Source organism: Streptomyces sp. CB01635, assembly GCF_002803065.1.
Lineage (GTDB): Bacteria > Actinomycetota > Actinomycetes > Streptomycetales > Streptomycetaceae > Streptomyces.
Genome location: NZ_NNBL01000004.1, coordinates 437766 through 456922 on the forward strand (window position 1 = coordinate 437766; position 19157 = coordinate 456922).

16 protein-coding genes are annotated in these 19157 nt (G+C 70.7%); 14 read left to right on the forward strand and 2 right to left on the reverse strand.

The window, feature by feature from the left end:
• The 5 genes from CG723_RS16910 to obgE all read left to right on the forward strand — a co-directional run.
• On the forward strand, positions 1-3378 hold a 3378-nt coding region (locus CG723_RS16910; RefSeq protein ID WP_234374344.1), incomplete at its 5' end, for an Rne/Rng family ribonuclease.
• Positions 3379-3597: 219 nt separating this feature from the next.
• Entirely contained in the window at positions 3598-4950 is a 1353-nt protein-coding gene (locus CG723_RS16915) for a phospholipase D-like domain-containing protein (RefSeq protein ID WP_100594222.1), read from the forward strand.
• A 215-nt stretch (positions 4951-5165) separates the two neighbouring features.
• Positions 5166-5486, forward strand: a complete 321-nt coding sequence (gene rplU / locus CG723_RS16920) for a 50S ribosomal protein L21 (RefSeq protein WP_055566950.1) — start codon at positions 5166-5168, stop codon at positions 5484-5486.
• A gap of 14 nt (positions 5487-5500) precedes the next feature.
• Positions 5501-5755, forward strand: coding sequence for a 50S ribosomal protein L27 (gene rpmA, locus CG723_RS16925; RefSeq protein ID WP_100594223.1), 255 nt, complete (start codon positions 5501-5503; stop codon positions 5753-5755).
• Positions 5756-5948: 193 nt separating this feature from the next.
• Positions 5949-7385: a GTPase ObgE gene (gene obgE, locus CG723_RS16930; protein ID WP_100594224.1), complete on the forward strand. Its 1437-nt coding sequence runs from the start codon at positions 5949-5951 to the stop codon at positions 7383-7385.
• A gap of 195 nt (positions 7386-7580) precedes the next feature.
• On the opposite strand, the gene CG723_RS16935 is transcribed toward obgE, so the two are convergent.
• On the reverse strand, positions 7581-9692 hold the full coding sequence (locus CG723_RS16935) for a hypothetical protein (RefSeq protein ID WP_100594225.1): 2112 nt from the start codon (positions 9690-9692) through the stop codon (positions 7581-7583).
• A gap of 369 nt (positions 9693-10061) precedes the next feature.
• On the opposite strand from CG723_RS16935, the gene proB reads away from it, so the two are divergent.
• The 5 genes from proB (at position 10062) to CG723_RS16960 (ending at position 14991) form a co-directional block, all read left to right on the forward strand.
• Positions 10062-11168 (forward strand): glutamate 5-kinase, encoded by a 1107-nt coding sequence (gene proB, locus CG723_RS16940; protein WP_100594226.1) that lies wholly within the window; start codon positions 10062-10064, stop codon positions 11166-11168.
• A gap of 174 nt (positions 11169-11342) precedes the next feature.
• Complete coding sequence (locus CG723_RS16945) at positions 11343-11804, forward strand: hypothetical protein (RefSeq protein ID WP_100594227.1); 462 nt, start codon at positions 11343-11345, stop codon at positions 11802-11804.
• 62 nt (positions 11805-11866) lie between these two features.
• Positions 11867-13150, forward strand: a complete 1284-nt coding sequence (locus CG723_RS16950; RefSeq protein WP_100594228.1) for a glutamate-5-semialdehyde dehydrogenase — start codon at positions 11867-11869, stop codon at positions 13148-13150.
• A gap of 78 nt (positions 13151-13228) precedes the next feature.
• Complete coding sequence (locus CG723_RS16955) at positions 13229-13816, forward strand: SCO2584 family spore wall biosynthesis protein (RefSeq protein WP_100594229.1); 588 nt, start codon at positions 13229-13231, stop codon at positions 13814-13816.
• A 101-nt stretch (positions 13817-13917) separates the two neighbouring features.
• Positions 13918-14991: an SCO2583 family membrane protein gene (locus tag CG723_RS16960; protein WP_100594230.1), complete on the forward strand. Its 1074-nt coding sequence runs from the start codon at positions 13918-13920 to the stop codon at positions 14989-14991.
• A 12-nt stretch (positions 14992-15003) separates the two neighbouring features.
• Here CG723_RS16960 and CG723_RS16965 read toward each other — a convergent pair whose 3' ends face one another.
• Positions 15004-16092 (reverse strand): M48 family metallopeptidase, encoded by a 1089-nt coding sequence (locus CG723_RS16965; protein WP_100594231.1) that lies wholly within the window; start codon positions 16090-16092, stop codon positions 15004-15006.
• Positions 16093-16199: 107 nt separating this feature from the next.
• On the opposite strand from CG723_RS16965, the gene CG723_RS46920 reads away from it, so the two are divergent.
• The 4 genes from CG723_RS46920 to CG723_RS16975 all read left to right on the forward strand — a co-directional run bounded on the left by CG723_RS46920 (position 16200) and on the right by CG723_RS16975 (position 19109).
• Positions 16200-16364, forward strand: a complete 165-nt coding sequence (locus tag CG723_RS46920) for a hypothetical protein (protein ID WP_199841791.1) — start codon at positions 16200-16202, stop codon at positions 16362-16364.
• 153 nt (positions 16365-16517) lie between these two features.
• The gene (locus CG723_RS46925; protein ID WP_199841792.1) at positions 16518-16682 is read left to right on the forward strand and encodes a hypothetical protein; all 165 of its coding nucleotides are present in this window, start codon (positions 16518-16520) and stop codon (positions 16680-16682) included.
• A gap of 47 nt (positions 16683-16729) precedes the next feature.
• Positions 16730-17392, forward strand: a complete 663-nt coding sequence (gene nadD, locus CG723_RS16970) for a nicotinate-nucleotide adenylyltransferase (RefSeq protein WP_100594232.1) — start codon at positions 16730-16732, stop codon at positions 17390-17392.
• Positions 17393-17408: 16 nt separating this feature from the next.
• On the forward strand, positions 17409-19109 hold the full coding sequence (locus CG723_RS16975; protein WP_234374346.1) for an LCP family protein: 1701 nt from the start codon (positions 17409-17411) through the stop codon (positions 19107-19109).
• The last annotated feature ends 48 nt before the right edge of the window (positions 19110-19157 follow it).

Here is a 19157-nt window from a genome sequence, read left to right on the forward strand (position 1 = left end):
CCAGCCGGGCGCGGCCGCCGCCGCGCCACTCGCCGCTCCACCGCCCCCGCCGGGGCGCCCGAGCAGGCCGAGCCCGTGGCCGCCGCCGAGCCCGCCGCGGCCGAGACTCCCAAGACGGAGACCCCCGCCAAGGCCGAGGCTCCCAAGACGGAGGTCCCCGCCGCAGCCGAGGAGGACGCCGAAGGTGGGCGCCGCCCCCGTCGCCGCGCCACCCGCAAGGCCGCGGTCGGCTTCTCCGAGCCCGCGCAGCGCTCCGCCAGGAAGGCCGCCACGCGCGCCGCCGCCGCCGAGCCCGCCGCCGACGAGACCAAGGGCACAAAGGGTTCGCGCCGTCCCGCGCGGCCGTCCGTCGCCGTCTTCCAGGCGCCGGTCTTCGCCGAGCCGATGTTCCAGACCCCGGAGCGCGCTGCCGCCGCGGCAGCCGCCGAGGCCGTGGTGGAGGAGCCGGTCGAGGCCGAGGCTCCCGTCGAGGCCGTGACCGTGGCCGACGTGGTCGCTGAGGAGACGCCGCGCCGTCGCCGTCGCCGTGGCCGCGCCGCTGAGGAGCAGCCCGCCGCCCAGGCCGCCGAGCCGCAGCGGCCCGCCGCCGTCGAGGAGCCCGCCGAGGCCGAGGACGCCGAGGGCGCCGACGAGGGTGACCAGGACCACGAGGACCACGACGAGCAGGGCGACCGCCCCACGCGCCGCCGGCGCCGCGGTGGCCGCCGCCGCCGTCGCGGTGACTCCGCGGACGCCGAGTCCGACGAGCACCACGACGAAGAGGCCGAGCCCACCGACGAAGAGGCCGAGCCCACCGACGAGGGCGATGAGGCCGACGAGGCCGACGAGCGCGAGGAGTCCGGCCCGTCCGGCTCCAGCAGCAGCCGTCGCCGCCGTCGCCGTCGCCGTCGCGCGGGTGACTCCTCCACCGACGGCGAGCCGGGCGACAGCGACCCCGAGCGCACGGTCGTGAAGGTCCGCGAGCCCCGCAAGCAGGAGGAACGCGGCACCGGTGCCGACGAGGTGCAGTCCATCAAGGGTTCGACGCGTCTCGAGGCGAAGAAGCAGCGCCGCCGCGAGGGCCGCGAGCAGGGCCGCCGTCGTGTGCCGATCATCACCGAGGCCGAGTTCCTGGCGCGCCGCGAGGCCGTCGAGCGTGTGATGGTCGTCCGCCAGCACGGCGAGCGCACCCAGATCGGCGTGCTCGAGGACGACATCCTCGTCGAGCACTACGTCAACAAGGAGCAGTCGACCTCGTACGTCGGCAACGTGTACCTGGGCAAGGTCCAGAACGTGCTGCCGTCCATGGAGGCCGCCTTCATCGACATCGGCAAGGGCCGCAACGCGGTGCTGTACGCCGGTGAGGTCAACTTCGAGGCGCTCGGTATGGCCAACGGGCCGCGCCGCATCGAGACCGCCCTCAAGTCCGGCCAGTCCGTCCTCGTACAGGTCACGAAGGACCCGATCGGCCACAAGGGCGCCCGCCTGACCAGCCAGGTCTCGCTGCCCGGCCGCTACCTGGTCTACGTCCCCGAGGGGTCGATGACCGGCATCAGCCGCAAGCTGCCCGACACCGAGCGCGCGCGTCTGAAGACCATCCTCAAGAAGATCGTCCCCGAGGACGCGGGCGTTATCGTGCGCACCGCCGCCGAGGGTGCGAGCGAGGAGGAGCTGAGCCGCGACGTCGAGCGTCTGCAGGCCCAGTGGGAGGAGATCCAGAAGAAGTCGAAGCAGATCTCGACGAGCTCGCCGAGTCTGCTGTACGGCGAGCCGGACATGACCGTCCGCGTCGTGCGCGACATCTTCAACGAGGACTTCTCCAAGGTCATCGTCAGCGGTGACGAGGCGTGGGAGACCATCCACGGCTACGTCAACCACGTGGCGCCCGACCTGTCCGACCGCCTCTCGAAGTGGACCTCCGAGGTCGACGTCTTCGCGACGTACCGGATCGACGAGCAGCTCGCCAAGGCGCTCGACCGCAAGGTCTGGCTGCCCAGCGGCGGCTCGCTGGTGATCGACAAGACCGAGGCGATGATCGTCGTCGACGTCAACACCGGCAAGTTCACCGGCCAGGGCGGCAACCTCGAAGAGACCGTGACGAGGAACAACCTCGAAGCGGCCGAGGAGATCGTGCGCCAGCTGCGCCTGCGCGACCTCGGCGGCATCGTCGTCATCGACTTCATCGACATGGTCCTGGAGTCCAACAGGGATCTGGTCCTGCGCCGGCTCCTCGAGTGCCTGGGCCGTGACCGGACCAAGCACCAGGTGGCCGAGGTCACCTCGCTGGGCCTGGTCCAGATGACCCGTAAGCGCGTGGGCCAGGGCCTCCTGGAGTCCTTCTCCGAGACCTGCGTCCATTGCAACGGCCGTGGCGTCATCGTCCACATGGAGCAGCCCACGTCCGCCGGTGGCGGCGGCGGCAAGCGCAAGAAGCGCGGCCGTGGCGGCAACGGCGCGGAGCACACGCACGAGCACGACCACGAGCAGGCGGCGCTCGAGACGGAGGTGGAGACCGAGGAAGAGGTCGCCGCCGAGGTCGCGGCGCCGGTCGCCCTGGCCGAGCCCGAGTTCGTGCCCGACGAGGAGCTGTACAGCAGCCCCGCCGAGGCGGAGGCCGCGGCCCGTGGCGGCCGTTCGCGCCGTCGTGCGACCCGCAGGGCGTCGGCTCCGGCCGGCGCGCCCAAGGGCGAGGCCGCCCCGAAGGAGGCCGCCAAGGCGGAGGCTCCCAAGGTGGAGGCCCCGCAGTTCGAGGCCGAGCCCGTCGTGGCCGAGCCCGTCGTGGCCGAGCCGGTCGTGGCCGAGCCGGTCGTGGCGGAGCCCGCTCCGGTCGAGGACGCCGCTCCCAAGGGCCGTACGCGCCGTCGGGCGACCCGTAAGGCGACGGCCCCGGCCGGTTCGCCGAACGCCGCCGCCGAGGCCGAGGTGACCGTCACGGCGCCCGCCAAGCCCGAGCCCGAGCCCGCCGTGGCCGAGGAGAAGGCCGAGCCCAAGGCCGCTGAGGCCGAGGCGCCCGTCGAGAGCGCGGCTCCGGCCCGCCCGCGTCGTCGCGCCGTCCGCAAGGCCACCGCGCCGACCGCGTCCGAGGAGACGGCCGTGATGGTCGTCCCGTCGGCCACGGAGGCGCAGGCCGAGCCGGAGCAGGCCCAGCCGGAGCAGGCCGAGTCCGAGGCCGCCGAAGAGGCGCCCGCCGCCAAGAAGGCGGCCCGTAAGACGGCCAAGAAGGCGACGGCGAAGAAGGCCGCCACCAAGAAGACCGCGGCCAAGAAGACGGCCGCGAAGAAGACGACGGCCAAGAAGGCGGCGACCAAGACCGCCGCCAAGAAGGCGACCGCGAAGAAGACCGTGGCGGCCGAGCAGCAGGCTCAGCCGTCCGTCTCCGCCGCGGCCGACGAGGCCTGAGCAACGCGGTAGATCCGGACCCGACGCCCCCGTTCCGCACGTGCGGAACGGGGGCGTCGGCGTGTCACAGGTCACGTCACACCACTGAGCCGCACCCCTGCCTCTTGGAGGCCGGCCAACTACCTGTAAAACTCATGGAGTCGCACGAGTGAACAAGAACGATCACGCGACCGCGCGTTGGGGAGAACACGCGGCCCGTGAAACTGGGGAGGGGTAGCAATGGCGCACGCGCGCCTGAGAGGCACGGGCCGTCACCGTGCCGTGAAGCCGGTCAAGGGCGGCAGGCAGGCCGTGGCAATCGCCACGGTTCTCTCGGCGGCCGGGATCCAGGCCACCGCGTCCGTGGGGACCGCCGCCGCGGACACCCCCACGTGGACCGAGGGGCCGATCTTCAACGACCCGCACGGCACCACGGACCAGCAGTACGCGATCCGCACCAGGCTGATCCAGCTGACGAACGCGGCGCTGCCCGGTTCGGTGATCAAGGTCGCGGTCTACCACGTGTGGGAGCAGTCGGTCGTCGACGCGCTCGTCGCGGCCAAGAAGCGCGGAGTCAACGTGCAGATACTGCTCGACGAGTCCAGCGTCAGCGACCGCCCCACCAACACGTCGTACGCCTCGCTGAAGGCAGCTCTGGGCACCAGTAGGACGAGCCCGTCCTTCGTGACGCTCTGCCCGGCGCACAAGTCCTGCCTGGGCGACCCCAAGTACGGGCAGTCGATCATGCACAACAAGTTCTGGCTGTTCTCCGCGGTCGAGGGTGCCACGAACGTCGTCGTGCAGACCACGTCGAACTCGACGCCGTCGGCGCACACGAAGTTCTACAACGACGCGCTGATGCTGCCGAACAACGGCGTGATGTACGAGGCGTACTCGGACTACTTCACGGACATGACCGGCAAGAGCTGGTCGACGTGGGACTACCGCACCGTCAGCAGCGGCCTGTACAAGGCGTACTTCTTCCCGCGGGCCGGCACGGTCAACGAGTCCGACACGATGTACTCGGTCCTCAACAACGTCGCGTGCTCCTACAAGGACCCGGTGACCGGCGCCGCGAAGAAGACCGTCATCCGGGCCGCGATCTTCAAGGTCACCCGCAAGCAGATCGCCGACAAGCTGGTCTCGCTGAAGAAGCAGGGCTGCTCCGTCAGCCTCATGTACGCGGAGACCGACAGCGCCAAGAGCCTGGGCGGCCCCAAGGGGACGTGGGAGGGTCTGCACGCCACGGGCGGGCCCTCGCTGCGCTGCCTCAACGACGACCGGGACCCGCTGAACCCCGGCAAGAAGCTCACGACGCCGTACATCATCCACTCGAAGTACCTGCTGGTGGACGGCATGTACGACGGCAAGCGGAACAAGATCACCTTCACTGGGTCGCAGAACTACACGGGCCCCGCGCTGCGCGAGAACGACGAGGCGATCGTCAAGGTCGACGACGACTCCGTGCACGACGCCTACCGCGACCACTTCAACCGCGTCTGGAACGTCGCCTGGCCCGGCACGGCCGACGCCACGGACCTGTGCAAGGGCGTGAAGCCGCTGCCGCAGGACGGTGAGAAGCCGCCCGCGTAGCCCGCGCGCACGCGGCGGAAGGGGGCTGGTTTGACCCTTTCGGCGGGTGACCCGTAACCTTGACCGTCGGCGTCTGTTGAGCGCCGCACCCCTGAGCACCTCACCTCCCGGTCCGCCGGGGGAGGCCGCTCGTCCAATCCGGAACATCATGAGCCCTCGGGCACGTGTGAGCGGCTGGCTTCAGGGGTTTCGTTCCGAGCGAAAGAGAGATCCGCGTGTACGCCATCGTGCGCAGCGGTGGTCGCCAGCACAAGGTTGCTGTCGACGACATCGTTGAGGTTGACAAGATTTCCACTGCCAAGGTTGGCGACACCGTAGAGCTCTCTACGCTGCTCGTTGTCGACGGCGACGCTGTGACCAGCGACCCGTGGGTGCTGGCCGGCATCAAGGTGCAGGCCGAGGTCGTTGACCACCACAAGGGTGCCAAGATCGACATCCTTCGGTACAAGAACAAGACCGGCTACCGCCGTCGTCAGGGTCACCGCCAGCAGTACACGGCGATCAAGATCACCGGCATCCCCACGGCTGCGAAGTAAGGGACTGAGACAAGATGGCACACAAGAAGGGCGCATCGTCCACTCGGAACGGGCGCGATTCCAATGCTCAGCGGCTCGGTGTGAAGCGCTTCGGCGGTCAGACCGTCAACGCCGGTGAGATCCTGGTCCGCCAGCGCGGCACCCACTTCCACCCCGGCACGGGCGTCGGTCGCGGTGGCGACGACACCCTGTTCGCGCTGAACGCCGGTGCGGTGGAGTTCGGTACGCACCGCGGCCGCAAGGTCGTGAACATCGTTCCGGTCGCCTGAAACCCCTAGTTCCTAGGACTCAGGCTCCGTAGAGCGTTTTCGCGAGGGCGGACCTTGCTTGCCCGGCCAGAAGCTTCGGCTTCCGGATCGGGAAGCAGGTCCGCCCTTCGTGTGTTTCCAATAGACGCAGAGCAAAGACATTTCGTACTCCTCCGGCCTTTCGTCGGGGGAACCCCCCAGGAGGCACTGAACCATGACCACCTTCGTGGACCGCGTCGAACTGCATGTCGCCGCGGGTAGCGGAGGCCACGGCTGTGCCTCCGTTCACCGTGAGAAGTTCAAGCCGCTCGGCGGCCCGGACGGCGGCAACGGCGGCCGTGGCGGTGACGTCATCCTGGTCGTCGACCAGTCGGTGACGACGCTCCTCGACTACCACCACTCGCCCCACCGCAAGGCCACGAACGGCAAGCCCGGCGAGGGCGGCAACCGCTCCGGCAAGGACGGCCAGGATCTCGTCCTGCCCGTGCCGGACGGCACCGTCATCCTCGACAAGGCGGGCAACGTGCTGGCCGACCTCGTCGGCCAGGGCACGACGTACGTCGCCGCCCAGGGCGGCCGCGGCGGCCTCGGCAACGCGGCGCTGGCCTCGGCCCGCCGCAAGGCGCCCGGCTTCGCGCTCCTCGGTGTGGCCGGCGACCTCCAGGACATCGTCCTCGAGCTCAAGACGGTCGCGGACATCGCGCTCGTCGGCTACCCGAGCGCCGGAAAGTCGTCCCTCATCTCGGTCCTGTCGGCCGCGAAGCCGAAGATCGCCGACTACCCGTTCACGACGCTCGTCCCGAACCTCGGCGTGGTGACGGCCGGCTCGACCGTCTACACCATCGCCGACGTGCCGGGCCTCATCCCGGGCGCCAGCCAGGGCAAGGGCCTCGGCCTGGAGTTCCTGCGCCATGTCGAGCGCTGCTCGGTCCTGGTCCACGTACTCGACACGGCCACCCTCGAGTCGGACCGTGACCCGGTCTCCGACCTCGACATCATCGAGGCGGAGCTCAAGCAGTACGGCGGCCTCGACAACCGTCCGCGCCTCGTCGTCCTCAACAAGGTCGACGTGCCGGACGGCCAGGACCTCGCGGACCTGGTCCGCCCCGACCTGGAGGCCCGCGGCTACCGGGTCTACGAGGTGTCGGCCGTGGCCCACAAGGGCCTCAAGGAGCTGTCCTTCGCCCTCGCCGAGATGGTCGCCTCGGCGCGTGCCGCCAAGCCCAAGGAGGAGGCGACCCGCATCGTCATCCGTCCGAAGGCGGTCGACGACTCGGGCTTCACGGTCGTGCAGGAGGAGGACGGCCTCTTCCGCGTGCGCGGCGAGAAGCCGGAGCGCTGGGTGCGCCAGACCGACTTCAACAACGACGAGGCCGTCGGCTACCTCGCAGACCGCCTCAACCGCCTCGGCGTCGAGGATTCCCTGATGAAGGCCGGCGCGGTCGCCGGCGACGGCGTGGCCATCGGCCCCGAGGACAACGCGGTCGTCTTCGACTGGGAGCCCACGGTCATGGCAGGCGCCGAGATGCTCGGCCGCCGAGGCGAGGACCACCGCATGGAGGAGCCCCGCCCCGCTGCCCAGCGTCGCCGCGACAAGCAGGCGGAGCGGGACGATGCGGAGCAGGAGTACGACGAGTTCAAGCCGTTCTAGGTCGTCGGGTGGTGCTGGGGCCGACGGACGGAGTCCGGCGCGGCTGTCCCGAAGCCTGGGCGGCCGCTTGCGGCCGGGCGGTGTGAGGGCTGCTGTGGGGAGCTTCAGCCCACCGTATGGAACAGCTGAGCATGGGGAAGGCCCCCGGGAGATTCTCCCGGGGGCCTTCCCCATGCTCAGCCTGCGCGCGGAACGCTACGCAGTGACCGTGTCGCCCGACTCCGGATCCGATTCCAGGGCCTCGGCGATCTCGTCGGCGGTGTCCGTGTCGCGCTGGCCGGGGATCTCCGCCGCGAGGCGGGACTCCATGCGCACGCGTCGCTCGTCGGCCCGGGCGCACAGCGCGCGCACCGCGTCGTTGAAGCGGTCCAGGGACGGCGGGTCCGAGGGGCCCAGGAGGTGCTCCTTGAGCTCCGCGCGGGCCTCCGCGTGGGAATCCGTCTCCGGGGCGCGTACGGCCGCGAGAAGGGCGGGTACCTCCGTTGCCGCGGGCGTCAGGATCGTCGCCGCGCTGACCGTCGGGAATCCGGCGCGGAAATCGCCCTCGGTCATGCCGGAGGTGTTCGCGACGGCGTACGGCTTCTCGCTCGTCAGCCAGTCCGAGACGACCGAGGAGACGTCGCTGATGAGGACGTCGGCCTGGTTGAAGCAGGTGAAGATCGCCGGGCGGGCGTCCGTGATGACCAGGTGCTCCCACTCCGGGAAGGACGCCCAGTACGCGGACTCCCACGCGGCGGTCGCCTCGGCGACGGCGGCCTGCCGGCCCCCGTCGGGCGTGCCCTGGAGCAGCATGCGCTCCATCTCGTCCGCGCTGGAGCGGAACGCGGTCGACGTCAGCTTGTCCAGCTCCGCCGCGCGGCGGACCAGCTCGGCGGCGGCCTCGGGGCCGGGCCGCGCGCCGGAGCGCTTCGCGGCCGCCTCGCGGACCATCGCCTTGATGCGCTCGTTCGCGGCGCCCGCGCGCGGGTCGACCGAGCCGGTCATCGGGTGCGGCTTGTAGAGGAGGCGCACGGAGTCATCGGCGAGCAGGTGCTTGACGATGTTCTCGCCGGCGAGAACCACCGACGTGTTGCCCGGGTTGCCGTCCCAGCCCTCCCACGTGGGGGCGTAGAGGACCGTCGTGAAGCGTTCACCTGTGGCTCCGCCACGGGGGTCCTGCGGCGCGCCGGTGGAGCGCTTGATGGGCGACAGCTGCGGGCGGCCGACCTCCACGACGTCCTTGTCCTCGACGCCGATGTCGGCGAGCTGGTAGCGCTCGCGGGCCGCGGGCCCGGCCACCCACACCTCGTCGTACGCCTTCGCGTACGGGTTGCAGGAGGACAGCTTGTCGCTCTCGCCGTGGTTGATGAACGCGTGCTTGATCGTCGGGATGCGCAGGACCTGGGAGGTCTTCGCGGCGTTCGCCGGGTGCAGCACCATCTTCAGCGTCGAGTTCTCCAAGGAGAACATCGTGGCGACCTTCGGGAAGCAGATGATCGGCACGTCGGTCGCGTCGATCTTCTGGACCATGAACCGCTCGCGCAGCACGATCAGCGGCTTGCCGTCGACCTCGGAGAGTGTGGAGAGCCACATGTTCGCCTGGTACGCGGACGACGTGCCGCCCGAGAAGTACATCGCGACGGTCGGCTTGTAGTCGGCCAGCCAGCGGTCGAGCCAGGCCATGACCTTCTGCTCGCTCAAGGCGCGCTTCTTCGGGAGCAGCCAGGTCGCGAGATAGACCGTGCCGCCGCCGAGCAGCACGATCGAGACACCGAGGCCGATGACGCCCCAGAGCGCGTCGGTGGTGGCCGCCGTGATCAGCAGGCCGATGGTGCCGGGGGCGGCGAAGCCGAGCAGGCGGTGACCCTGGCGGCGGGCCAGGATGCGCGGCGGGGCCGCGGACAGCCGCAGCTCCGACGCGTCGATGTTCCGCGTCACGATGGGCAGCGCGCGCGTGCGGCGCACCAGGACGGCCACGGCCTGGCACACGAAGTGCAGGGCGTAGAAGGCGAGCAGCGCGATGGTGAGGGGGGACTGCTCGGCCAGCGGCTCGATGCCGTCGATGCGCAGGAGACCGACCAGGATCAGCATGTCGCGCAGCAGCTGCCGGACGGTGACATCGAAGCGGATCTTGCCGAGGAGGGAGAGCAGGCCGGGCTGCTTGTACTGGAGATACGTGTCGAGCGCGAGACCCGCGGCGCTCGCGGCGACGAACACCGGGACGTACGGGATCAGCGCGCTGACGAGCTGGGCCGTGTAGAGCGCGAACATCGCGAAGAGCGCTGAGAGCTGCACGACGCGGCGGGAGGCAAGGCCGGCGGAGGGCACTGGGCGGGGCTCCTGGCAGGGGGGATCGGATGGCGGGGGGAAAGATTTGCGGGGGGTGCGCGGCATTCTTCGATGAAGGCCGACCACTGACCGTATGACTTTCGCGCCCTCGCTAGCAATCCTTCGTGACAGCAATCACCGGATAAAGGGGCAAAGGCCCCAAGGGCTCTGGGTGACGATTCCTTCCGCGGCCTCCGGCGGAATTCCTCTGGGGTGAGCCTGCCGTCCGCCCCTCGGAACCCGGAGGCGCCGCGCCGTACCGCTCACGTAGATTGCAGGACCAGGGCCGTGGCCGGGACGAGGCCCACGGCCGGTCAGCACTGATGGGGAACGCACGTGTCAGCGGCAGGGCAGGACATGAGGCAGGGCGTGGCGGAAGCCCGCAGGATCGTGGTCAAGGTCGGATCCTCCTCGCTCACCACCGCCGAGGGCGGCCTCGACGCCGACCGGGTCGACGCCCTCGTCGACGTGCTCGCCAAGTCCCGCAGCGGCGGCGAGAAGGAGATCGTGCTCGTCTCGTCCGGCGCCATCGCCGCCGGGCTCGCCCCACTCGGCCTGCGCCGCCGCCCCAAGGACCTCGCCCGCCAGCAGGCGGCCGCCAGCGTCGGCCAGGGCCTCCTGGTGGCCCGCTACACCGCCTCTTTCGCACGCTACGGCGTCCGCGTCGGCCAGGTCCTGCTCACCAGCGACGACATGGCCCGCCGCGCCCACCACCGCAACGCGTCGCGCACCCTCGACCAGCTCCTCGCGATGGGTGCTCTGCCCGTCGTGAACGAGAACGACACCGTGGCGACGGACGAGATCCGCTTCGGCGACAACGACCGGCTCGCCGCTCTCGTCGCCCACCTCGTCCACGCCGACCTCCTCGTCCTCCTCTCGGACGTCGACGGCCTCTACGACGGCGACCCCGCCAAGCCCGGCAGCTCGCGGATCTCCGAGGTCCGCGGCCCCGCCGACATCGCGCACGTCAAGATCGGCAGCGCGGGCAAGGCGGGCGTCGGCACCGGCGGCATGGTCACCAAGGTCGAGGCGGCCGGGATCGCCGCCGCCGCGGGCATCCCCGTCGTCCTCACCAGCGCGGTGCACGCCGCCGACGCGCTCGCCGCCCGCGACACGGGCACGTACTTCCACCGCACGGGCCGGCGCAGCGCCGACCGCCTCCTGTGGCTCCAGCACGCCTCCACCCCGCAGGGCGCGCTCACGCTCGACGACGGGGCGGTGAAGGCCGTCGTCGAGGGCCGCAAGTCGCTCCTTCCCGCAGGCATCGCGGCCGTCGAGGGCGAGTTCGGCGCGGGCGACCCCGTCGAGCTGCGCGACGCCAAGGGGCGGGCGATCGCACGCGGCCTGGTGAACTTCGACGCCAAGGAGATCCCACAGCTCATCGGCCGCTCCACCCGCGAGCTGGCCCGCGAGCTCGGGCCCGCGTACGAGCGTGAGGTCGTCCACCGGGACGATCTGGTGCTGCTGCACCCCTGACCGCCCCGGCGTACTCGTGAAGATCCGGCGTCCGCGCCGGGCGTAAACCGTGTAGACGGCCGAAAGCCGGGCCTCCCGCGGGGGACCTTCCCCAAAACCGCCCCACGAGGGCGCTTGGCCTGCTCAACTTTGGTGCAGGAAGTTCCGCACGACCATTGCGCAAAGGAGGCCGTCGTGAGACGAGCGCGCCCGGGGGCGACGTCCCGAGGGTCGGCGGAGCGGGCACTGACCAGCGTCGCGGCCGGCGAGTCGTACCAGGGCAGCGGGCAGGAGGAGAGTGCCGTGACGGAGGAAGGCCCCCGCCTCTGGCATGTCACTCTCAGCGTCTCCGGCGCCGACGCGCCCCTCGCCGAGGTTCGGCGGGGACTCGAACAGCTGGCGCACGACCATCCCTTTCTGCTGACGAGCCGGTACGCCGTCGACCACGCCGAGATCCGCTACTGGGAAGAGGCCCGCGACCTGCACGACGCGGCCGCCGTGGCGCTGCGCCTGTGGGGCGAGCACCGCCAGAGTTCCCAGCTCCCGCCGTGGGAGATCGTCGGCCTCGAGGTCATCGACCGCGACACGTACCACCAGCGCATAGCCGAGGGCTACGGGCCCCTGCCGGCCACCCCGGTCGGTGTACACCCGTTTTAGGTCACATCTCAGGGTTCGGAACAGCCGCCGGACAGCCCTCGCGCGCCCATTACCCTGCCGATATGACCTCGCTCTCGCCGTACGACTCGATGACCCCCGTCACCCAGGCCGCCTACCGCGCCCGGTCCGCGGCCGGCGTGATCGCCCCGCTGCCGCGGGCCGCGAAGGACGACGCTCTCGCCGCGATCGCCGACGCCCTCGAAGTGCGCACGGCCGAGATCGTCGAGGCGAACGCCAAGGACATCGCCCGCGCCCGCGAGGCCGGCACCAGCGAGTCGGTCATCGACCGCCTCACGCTCACGCCCGAGCGGGTCCGCGCCATCGCCGCCGACGTGCGCGACGTCGTCGCCCTGCCCGACCCGGTCGGCACGGTCGTCCGCGGCAACACCCTCCCGAACGGCATCGACCTGCGCCAGGTCCGCGTCCCGCTCGGCGTCGTCGGCATCATCTACGAGGCCCGCCCGAACGTGACCGTGGACGCCGCCGCCCTCTGCCTCAAGTCGGGCAACGCCGTTCTCCTGCGCGGAAGTTCGTCCGCGTACGAGTCCAACACCGCCCTCGTGCGGGTGCTGCGCGACGCGGTCGGCGGCTCCGGGCTGCCCGCCGACGCCATCCAGCTCGTGCCCGGGGAGAGCCGCGACTCCGTCAACGAGCTGATGCGGGCGCGCGGCCTGGTCGACGTCCTCATCCCGCGCGGCGGCGCCTCCCTCATCAAGAACGTCGTCGAGAACTCGATCGTCCCCGTCATCGAGACCGGCACCGGCAACTGCCACGTCTACGTCGACGCCCACGCGGACCTCGACATGGCCGTCGACATCCTGATCAACTCCAAGGCGCAGCGCCCCAGCGTCTGCAACGCCGCCGAGACCCTCCTCGTCCACCAGGACATCGCCGACGCCTTCGTACCCCGCGCCCTTGCGGCCCTCGCCGAGGCCGGCGTCACCGTGCACGCCGACGAGCGCGTTCTCGCGTACGCCGAGGGCTCCAAGGCCACCGTCGTCGAGGCGACCCCCGAGGACTGGGAGACCGAATACCTCTCGTACGACATCGCGGCCGCCGTCGTGCACTCCCTGGACGCTGCCGTGGAGCACATCCGCCTCTGGTCCTCCGGCCACACCGAGGCCATCGTCACCACCTCGCAGCAGGCGGCCCGCCGCTTCACCCAACTGGTCGACTCCACCACGGTCGCCGTGAACGCCTCGACGCGCTTCACCGACGGCGGCCAGTTCGGCTTCGGCGCCGAGATCGGCATCTCCACCCAGAAGCTCCACGCCCGGGGCCCCATGGGCCTTCCGGAGCTCACGAGCACCAAGTACATCGTCACCGGCGACGGCCACACCCGGTAGTCGCGGGCATGCGGACGGGAACAAAGGGAATTCCCGCACCGACTGCCCAAAACGACCCCCCAGGTCTACTCTGGACGCGTGCCGGAGGACGTGGGGGGCACGCCGTTCCCTGACGGCTGGGAGCCCGACGACGACCGCGACCGCGGGGGTGCGGACGAAGAGTTCGCCTCCGTGGTCTTCGACGAGGACTTCGTGAAAGCCGCCGAGGTCCATGAACCCACCGCGGTCGAGCGGCTGCTCGCCGCGGCGCAGGCGCGCGCCGAGGCCCAGGAAGCCGAGGCACGAAGGGCCCGCACGCGTGGCTCCGCGGTCGACGACGACCTCTACGACGACGGGTACGGCCCCGACCCGCGAGGCGGCTACGCCCACGGCCCGGAGGTGGACGACCTCTACGATCCCGATGTCGACGAGGACGGCTACCCGCGCCCCGGCGCCGCGAAGGTGCGCTGGCGCCGCCCCGTCGCCTGGCTGCTCGCCCTCGTCATGGGCATCGGCATGGTCGCGCTCGCCTTCACCGCCGTCTACCGCGGCGCCTCGTCGGGCGGCCGCCAGGACCGGGTCCCGCCGCCCGCGACGACCGAGCTGGAGAAGGGCTTCCCGACCGCCCCCAGCGCTTCGGCAGAATACTTCCAGCCACCGGTCCCCGCGACCCCGCGGACCCCCTGACCACGGACGGGTACACCCCGTGAGCACAGGGTCGAGAACCTGTCGGAAGTTGTCGTGTACCAGGGCGTTTACCGGACCCCCGGCAGACCTACCCTGAAGGTATGGGCGAGCCAGGAGACCCACCGGAGGGGACCCCCGAGAGCGCTCCCGGCGGTGGTGGCGAGGACGAGTACCGATCCGTCGTCTTCGACGAGTCGTTCATCCGTGCTGCCCGGCTCCAGGAGTTCTCCGCGCAGGAGCGCATCACCGACCACGCGCCCGCCGTACGCCGGCGCCCCGGACTGCGCCGCGGCTTCACCCGGCAGGCCGTCATCCTCGTCATCCTGATCGTTGTCGCGTTCGGCACCGCGATCTACATGGGCGTGCGCAACCCGTACCAGAGCCCCGCCACCGCCCGCCGGCCCGAACCGCTGCGCATGACCGTCATCCCGCTCTCGCCGCAGGGCAAGGTGCCCGGCGCCGTCTCGGTGTCCCAGCTCTACAAGCACAGCCCCGCCGCCGAGTTCAGGACGGCCGCCGAAGGCATCAACCTGCCCCCGGAGCAGCGCACTTCGCACTTCTCCGAGAGCCAGGTCTACGCCGCCCTGACCACCGTCAAGGACTATCTCGTCGAGTCCTCGCTCGACCCCGACGTGCTCACCGGGAAGGCCGTGCGGCCCGTGCGGATCCTGCTCGACCCGCAGCAGCTCGACCAGTTCGACCGGAGCTTCGACCGGCCCGCCGCCGACGGACGGCACGAGGCCACCGGCTGGCTCGTCCGCTTCGACCCGAAGCAGGCCGAGCTCGCCGGCACCGGGATCCGCGTCCAGGGCACCCTGCGCGCCACGGAGTCCGACGCGAACACCCTCGAGGTCGTCTCCGACCACACCTTCGTCTACGCGCTGCGCCCGGCCGGTGCCGGTTCCGACGCGAAGGCGTCCCTGTTCACCGTCCGCCGCGAGCTGCACTTCCGCTTCGACCGTGACGACCTGCGCATGCACCAGGCCGAGGTGCTCGTCAGCTATACGCAGGCCGGGCCGCTGTCCTGCTCCGTCGACTCGGCCGCCCATCTGCACCCGCTGCTCGCGGGGCAGGCACCGAAGGAGGGCGGCCCGGCCGGCACCGACCCGTACGCCACGGGTGGCACCGCCTCGCTGTGCGGTGCTCTCGCGCCGGGCGCCCAGCCTTCGCTCTGAGCCCCGCGGGACCTACTCGCCGTCCTCCGGCGTCCCGTGGTTGCCCGTGTGCGCGCCGCCGTTGCCGCCGCCGAACTTCCCGCGCAGCTTGCCGCCCAGGTCGCCCGCGCCGCCCGCGATGTCCGTGACCAGCTTCATCAGCGGGTCCTTGGAGTTGCGCATGTTGTCCGCGTAGTGCGAGGCCGACTGGCGGAACGAGTCGGTGACCGAGGTGTCCTTGTCCTCGGTGCGGCGCGGGTAGTGGCCGTCCATGATCCGCTGGTAGTCGCGGGTCGCGGCCCACTTCTTCAGCTCGGCCGCGCGGACCGTGGTGAAGGGGTGCGTACGCGGCAGCACATTGAGGATCTTCAGCACGGAGTCGCGCAGGTCGCCCCCGGCCTCGTACTCCTCGGCCTGCTTGAGGAACGCGTCCACGTTCATCTCGTGCAGATGGTTGCCGCCCGCGATCTTCATCAGGCCGCGCATCGACGCGTTGAGGTCCTGGCCGACCAGCAGGCCGGCGCGGTCCGCCGACAGCTCCGACTTGCGGAACCACTCGCGCAGCGCGGTGACGATCGTCATGATCGCGAGGTTGCCGAGCGGGATCCACGCGACGCGGAGCGCCAGGCTGGTCAGGAACAGCAGTATCGTCCGGTAGACCGAGTGGCCGGACAGCGCGTGGCCCACCTCGTGGCCGACGACCGCCCGCATCTCCTCCTCGTCGAGCAGCTCCACCAGGCCGGTCGTGACGACGATGATCGGCTCGTCCAGGCCGATGCACATCGCGTTCGGCTGGGGGTCCTGGTTGACGTACATCGGCGGGACCTTCTCCAGGTCCAGGATGTAACAGGCGTCCCGCAGCATGTCGTTGAGGTGCGCGAACTGGTCGTCGGAGACCCGGACCGAGTCCGACAGGAACAGCAGGCGCAGACTGCGCTCGGGCAGCAGCCCGCTGAGGGCCTTGAACACCGTGTCGAAACCGGTGAGCTTGCGCAGGGCCACCAGGGCCGAACGGTCCGCCGGGTGCTCGTACGCCCGCGAGGAGATCCCCTCGAAGCGTCGCCGCTGCCTGCTCGGTACGTGCTCGCGCTGGCCGTCGTTGCCGTCGTTGACGTCGGACATGCGTCCCCCATGTTCGTGTGCCGTCGTGTTCGGTTGTGCCCCCGAGGAGGTCTCCACAGTAGGCGGAGATACCGTGGCGGGGCAGCACACTGAAGGAGCGAAACGCCATGGAGCACACACCCGACGCAGCCTGGCTCACCCAGGCGGTCAGCGCCGCAGCCTCCGACCAGCAGGGCGCGGGCAATCTGCTGCGCATCGTCATCGTCGTGGGCTTCCTCGGCAGCGTGTTCCTGGGCTGGTTCCTGCTGCGCGGCTACAAGCGCGACGACTGATACGGCTGCGGGACGGACGTGCATACGGCAGAGTCGGCGTGATCGCCGAGGACACCCCCGCATACGATGAGCGGGAAGTCTTTATCCAGACTTCATGTCACCACCCAGATCCCGACTCCCCATCCCGTCTCACCCGGATAGGTCCTGCTGACGATGAGCCTCCACAGCACCGCTGCCCAGCTGGCCACCCTCGCCGCCGAGGGCGGCGAGCACGGCGGCAACCACCCGAGCCTCAGTCCCTACCTCACGGGCGGCGGCGCCCTGTTCCTGCTGCTGCTGATGCTGTGGATCGTCACCCGCTTCAACCGGGACCGCTAGGCCCTGACGGCGAAGGCACTCCGACCGGGCCAGTAGGCTCTGCACGCATGGGAGAGCAGGACATGCCTACCGGCCCGGTGAACGGCCCGGCCGGCGGCCCGGACCGGGCCCGGATCAGCACCGCCAAGCGGCGTCTCGGCGTCATGGGCGGAACGTTTGACCCGATCCACCACGGACACCTGGTGGCGGCCAGCGAGGTCGCCGCGCAGTTCCACCTCGACGAGGTCGTGTTCGTACCCACCGGGCAGCCGTGGCAGAAGGCGGACCGCACTGTCACTCCGGCCGAGGACCGCTATCTGATGACGGTCATCGCGACCGCCGAGAACCCGCAGTTCTCGGTGAGCCGTATCGACATCGACCGCGGCGGGCCGACGTACACCACGGACACACTGCGCGATCTGCGCGCGCTCAATCCGGACTCGGACCTCTTCTTCATCACCGGCGCAGACGCCCTGGGTCAGATCCTCACCTGGCGGTACACGGAAGAACTGTTCTCCCTGGCGCACTTCATCGGGGTCACCCGGCCGGGCCACCCGCTGACCGACCCCGGTCTGCCGGAAGGCGGTGTCTCGCTCGTCGAGGTGCCGGCCCTCGCCATCTCGTCCACGGACTGCCGTGCGAGGGTCGCCAAGGGTGCCCCCGTCTGGTACATGGTCCCGGACGGTGTGGTGCGCTACATCGACAAGCGCGAGCTGTACCGCGGCGAGTGAGCCGAGAGGGGCACCGGTGAACGACCGATACGACGGTTACTCGGGCAATTACTCGGGGGACGCGTCCAACACGTCCGACCAGTACGAGCTCGTCGGCTACGACGAGTACGGGCAGCCCGTGTACCGGCAGGTGCCCCAGCAGCCTGCGCAGTACGAGTATCCGCAGCAGTCCCAGGACCAGGGCTACGGCTACGACCCGTACGCCACCGGCCAGCAGCCGCCGGTGCCCTCGTACGACACGTACGACCCCTACGGGGCGGGTACGCCCACGCAGCAGGGACCGCCCCCTTCCTACGACCCCTACGGGAGTGCCGCGGGAACGGGGCAGCAGCAGCGGGTCGAGGAGCAGACCACGACCGCCCACATCCCGGCGCAGGCCGCTCCCCGGACCGAACCCGCCGCGCGCGATCGACGTGACGGGGCGCCCGACTACCGGACCGAGCAGTTCTCCTTCGTCGAGGAGCCGGACGAGAACTCCGAAGACGTCATCGACTGGCTGAAGTTCACCGAGTCGCGCACCGAGCGCCGCGAGGAGGCCCGCCGCCGCGGCCGCAGCCGGATCGTCGCCCTCGTCGTCGTCCTCGTGCTCTGTGTGACCGGCGGCGTCGGCTACCTCTGGTACGCGGGCAAGCTGCCCGGCTTCGGCTCCAAGGACTCCGGCAAGGGTGCCGCCGACACCGCGGGCTCGCAGAACCGCGATGTGATCGTCGTCCACATGCACAACACCAAGGGCGGCGGCACCTCGACCGCGCTGCTCGTCAACAACACCACCACGAAGCAGGGCACCACCGTCCTGCTCCCCAACTCCCTTGCCCTGACGGACGACGAGGGCAGCGCGACGACGCTCGGCAAGTCCGTCGACGGCGACGGGTCCTCCGGCACGCGCGACGCCATCGACACGGTCCTCGGCACGGACGTCGAGGGCACGTGGCGGCTCGACACCCCTTACCTCAACAACCTCGTCGAACTCGTCGGCAACATCGATATCGACACGAACGCCGACGTCCCCGACCCGGCCGCCAAGTCCGGGAAGGACAGGAAGAAGGCGACGTCCCCGCTGGTCAAGAAGGGGAAGCAGCAGACGTTGAGCGGCCCCATGGCCGTCGCGTACGCCACCTACCGCGCGCCCGGCGAGTCCGACACCGCGCAGCTCATGCGGTTCGGCCAGGTCATGCAGGGCGTGCTGCGCAAGCTGTCGTCCGACCCGCACGCCGCCACCGTCACCGTCCAGTCCCTCGCCCAGATCCTCGACCCCTCGCTGGGCGAGAAGGACCTCGGCGCGTTCCTCGCCAAGCTCGCCGACCGGGCCAAGGGCGGCGACTACAAGACCGCGCTCCTGCCCGTGCAGCAGGACGGCACCCTCTCCGAGCAGGCCACCGGCAGCGTCGTCAAGGACGTCCTCGGCGGCACGGTGAAGAACCCCGGCAAGGACGCCTCCGTACGCGTCGGCATCAAGAACGCCACGGGCGTGAAGACCCGCACGGAGAAGGCCAGGGTCACGCTGGTCAACGGCGGCTACACCTTCGTCGACGCCGGGACGGGCACCCCGGCCCAGGCCGCGTCGCAGGTCACGTATCAGGACGACGACCGCAAGCAGGACGCCGTCGAGGTCGCCAAGACCCTGGGACTGCCGACGAGCGCGGTGCGCAAGGGGAAGACCGTGGCGAACGCGGACGTGTCCGTGGTCCTCGGGCAGAACTACACGGGCGGACAGTAGGCGCGCGCCCGGCCGCGGGGGCGCGTCTCCCCGGCCGGGCAATCCAGT